The organism is Rahnella perminowiae, assembly GCF_019049755.1.
Classification (GTDB): domain Bacteria; phylum Pseudomonadota; class Gammaproteobacteria; order Enterobacterales; family Enterobacteriaceae; genus Rahnella; species Rahnella perminowiae.
In genome coordinates, this window is record NZ_JAFMOS010000266.1 from 1 (window position 1) to 3,096 (window position 3,096).

General features: G+C 46.3%; 5 protein-coding genes and 1 pseudogene. 1 reads left to right on the forward strand and 5 read right to left on the reverse strand.

Annotated features, from left to right (window positions below):
• A partial coding sequence (locus J1785_RS02075; RefSeq protein WP_217218696.1) for a YdgH/BhsA/McbA-like domain containing protein occupies nucleotides 1-215 on the reverse strand: 215 nt, incomplete at its 3' end.
• A gap of 404 nt (nucleotides 216-619) precedes the next feature.
• On the opposite strand from J1785_RS02075, the gene J1785_RS02080 reads away from it, so the two are divergent.
• Complete coding sequence (locus J1785_RS02080; protein WP_129953977.1) at nucleotides 620-868, forward strand: GlsB/YeaQ/YmgE family stress response membrane protein; 249 nt, start codon at nucleotides 620-622, stop codon at nucleotides 866-868.
• 404 nt (nucleotides 869-1,272) lie between these two features.
• Here J1785_RS02080 and J1785_RS02085 read toward each other — a convergent pair whose 3' ends face one another.
• The 4 genes and pseudogenes from J1785_RS02085 to J1785_RS02100 all read right to left on the reverse strand — a co-directional run.
• Complete coding sequence (locus tag J1785_RS02085) at nucleotides 1,273-1,656, reverse strand: hypothetical protein (protein WP_217157369.1); 384 nt, start codon at nucleotides 1,654-1,656, stop codon at nucleotides 1,273-1,275.
• Complete coding sequence (locus tag J1785_RS02090; protein ID WP_217218697.1) at nucleotides 1,656-2,072, reverse strand: DUF2442 domain-containing protein; 417 nt, start codon at nucleotides 2,070-2,072, stop codon at nucleotides 1,656-1,658. Before J1785_RS02090 ends, J1785_RS02085 begins: the two co-directional genes overlap by 1 nt.
• A 13-nt stretch (nucleotides 2,073-2,085) precedes the next feature.
• Complete coding sequence (locus J1785_RS02095; RefSeq protein ID WP_217218698.1) at nucleotides 2,086-2,310, reverse strand: hypothetical protein; 225 nt, start codon at nucleotides 2,308-2,310, stop codon at nucleotides 2,086-2,088.
• Nucleotides 2,311-2,600: 290 nt separating this feature from the next.
• Nucleotides 2,601-3,096, reverse strand: a pseudogene (locus tag J1785_RS02100) (hypothetical protein); the annotation flags it as partial.

The following is a 3,096-nucleotide window of genomic DNA, read 5'->3' on the forward strand; positions in this document are numbered from 1 at the left end:
GTCACGGAGATGATGCGGTAAGAAGAGGCACCGGCTTCCTGTGCTTGTTGAGAAAGTTTCGCTTCCAGGCCACTGATAGAGGTGGAGTTGGCGGCGGAAATTACACCGATTTTCTGCATGTCATTTGTTGGCTGATTAATCTGCTGAGCCGCGAAGCTGCCGAAAGAAATCAGGGAAAGGGTGGCAGCTACAGCAAAAATTTTGACGTTTTTCATGATGATTTATCCATTCAGGTTATGAGAGTGAAAGGTGGTTGCCTTTCGATGAATGTATAATAGGCGTGATCTTCAGGGATGAAAAACGGATTGATTTGAGTATCTCGTTCAAAAAATTTGGTCTACTTTTTACGCAATTTTACGTCCCCGTGCAGGCAACTGACGAAACCGCATTCGTGCTGACACTGTCTGAAAGTGCCTTAGATTTCTCTGCATTTCTTCCCTTCCTGCTGATTTTGGGCGGTTTTGTAGAATGGTGCTAGACTTTATCTGTAGTTCAAGAAGGAGGGCATGCGTGTAAAACACGCGTTCTGCTCGCAGGGCCTGAATCGTTCTGCTCTTGTTTGGCTAACTTGGCTGAACAATATTCACGGTAACGGAAATTTATTCGGAGGAGTCGAAAAATGGGAATTTTATCCTGGATTATCTTTGGTCTGATCGCAGGTATTCTGGCGAAGTGGATCATGCCAGGCAGAGATGGCGGCGGATTCATTCTGACTGTCGTTCTGGGTGTTGTCGGTGCTGTTGTAGGGGGTTATATCAGTACCTTCTTCGGCTTTGGTCGCGTGGACGGATTCAACTTCGGCAGCTTCGTTGTCGCGGTGATTGGTGCAATCGTTGTGCTGTTTATCTACCGTAAAGTCAGAAGTTAAAGATTTACTCTGATGCTGAAATGTTAAAAGCCGCGCAAGTCGCGGCTTTTTTGTGTCTGTTAATCCTGAAGCATAACCTGATAACTGGCTTCAGGCTCATGCAATCTCATGGAAAGAGTATCGGCAGGAGATCGGCTCTTATGCATGATTACCATAAATACGAGCCCGGCAGGAGTGGTTAAAAAGTACGCCACATGGTGCTGATGGAGAAACCGGAAGAGATCTACGGGTTTGCCGTTCCGATTGATTTACACAGGTTTCCGCTGGACTCTCAAAAGAACATCACCAAATTGAGTTTTGACTTCATTAGCGCTTAGTGACTTCCTTCGAATGATTCATTCGATTCATTCGAAATATTGTACGGCTGTTAATCCTAAACTGCCTAAGGTTTCATCAGTGAAGTTTCACTCCACCGGCGACGTCGGCAGCCGCACGATGTCCTGATTTTCATTGCCCATCCAGTAGACGCCTTCTTTCGCCCAGAACGGGCCTTCGATAAAGTCGAGAAGATCGGAATACTCTTCGTAAAACTGCTTACCGTCACGGTTATATACGCGCATGTAGCCGGAGTAATGACCGCCATCGCCCGGCATGGTCATACGCGGGATAAATTCAAAGGTTTTATACTCGCGCACCACGTACTGTTTATTCGGGCTCCACTGCTCCGAAACCAGCTTCCCCTGTTTCCACCACTGATGGCACCCGGCGATAACCGCCACCAGCACCGCCAGCATGATCCAGCGCTTACGCTGACGCATCAGGGCTTCCTGACTTTTGATTTTTGGCATTAACTTAACTCTGTAATTTTACGCGGACGTCCGCCTTTTTTGCCATTTTCCCGGCTGGCACTGGCTTTAACGGCGCTGCGCATGGCACCATTAATTGAGGCAACAATTTTCTGTAAATCGCTGGCATCAAAAAGAATTTTTGCAAGTAAACCTGGCAGATAGATATCCACATTACAGGCCGGAATACGCAGTGCTGTGCTGAAACCATCGACTTCTGCGGTGATCAGTTGTTCCTGCGTTGCGTGCTGAAGTTCCTCAATCAAATCAATGTTAATAAGATACCCGACGCCGTCGCCGTGCATGACCGTAAAGGCATGTTGTTCAGGACGATATTCCACCGAAACAGGGCGGGAAGGGCCATTAGCCGTTTGCTGCCCGCGTTTTAACGCCGCATCAAATCGTGTCATTGGTGCCATGGATCTTCTCCCATTAAGCCTTGAGCGTGACGATATTGGCTTCTAAGTAACGAAACAAAGCTTTGATCTCCGCGAACGTGGCGACACCATAAATTTCCATTGTGTCGTAGTTAAGTGAATGACGGTCGAAAGCCATCTTTATTGGTTGAACGGTGCGCCTTAAATGAACATGGCGCGGCAGGTGATCATGGCTGTAAACCATCATCAACCATGCTGAAAAGCGGAGAATTGTGGGCATGAGTTTATCCATAAACCTAGCAGTTAGGTTTATGGTGAACCAGGTAGCTGCAAATAGCGACTGTTTTCGTTAGACAGCAGTAATATCCGAGTTTTCACTTCCTGAACCGCTGCGCCTTAATCTCCGGATCCAGAAGGTAATCGAGGCACCACTGGCAGACTTTACCTACAACGTTGGAACGGGCGTCGAGCAGCAAATAATTTGATGCTGACACGCCGCTGATGAGGAGATTTTTGTTGAAAGAGTGTGATAAATGCTAGATGGTTTTGACCTGAGCGACGGTGAACTCTTTAATCTCCATAGTATGCGATGCGGATCTCCTTCATCACATTATTTACGACGTTGTTTGTCATCATAATTAATACGTCGAGACTGTTGTCCAACCCGTGAATCGATCCTTTGCCTGGAATAAAACCAGGGGCTGTACTTGTAGCCTGTGTGACAAGGTTCGTATCAGTCAGTGCATCAGAGGTAGCGCTTCTGCTATTGGCCATTTCTATAAAGGGCGTCGCATTACTATTTCCATCAAATGCGACCATTCTTCTCAGAGAAAGATCGACTCTTGATGCACCAGCCGAGTTTCCTGTGAGAGCGTTCGCTCCAAAAGTTAAATAGCACCGCACATCTGCAATAGCTTTCATGCTGTCTGGTATATTATAAAGAAAGGATATTTCTGTTCCTGCTTTTGTCGCAACTGTTTTATTTAAGTTTATAGTATTTGCATTGGATTTATCACTAAACATAATATCACCTGGTCTAAGGTATTTGTATTGATATTTCCAACCC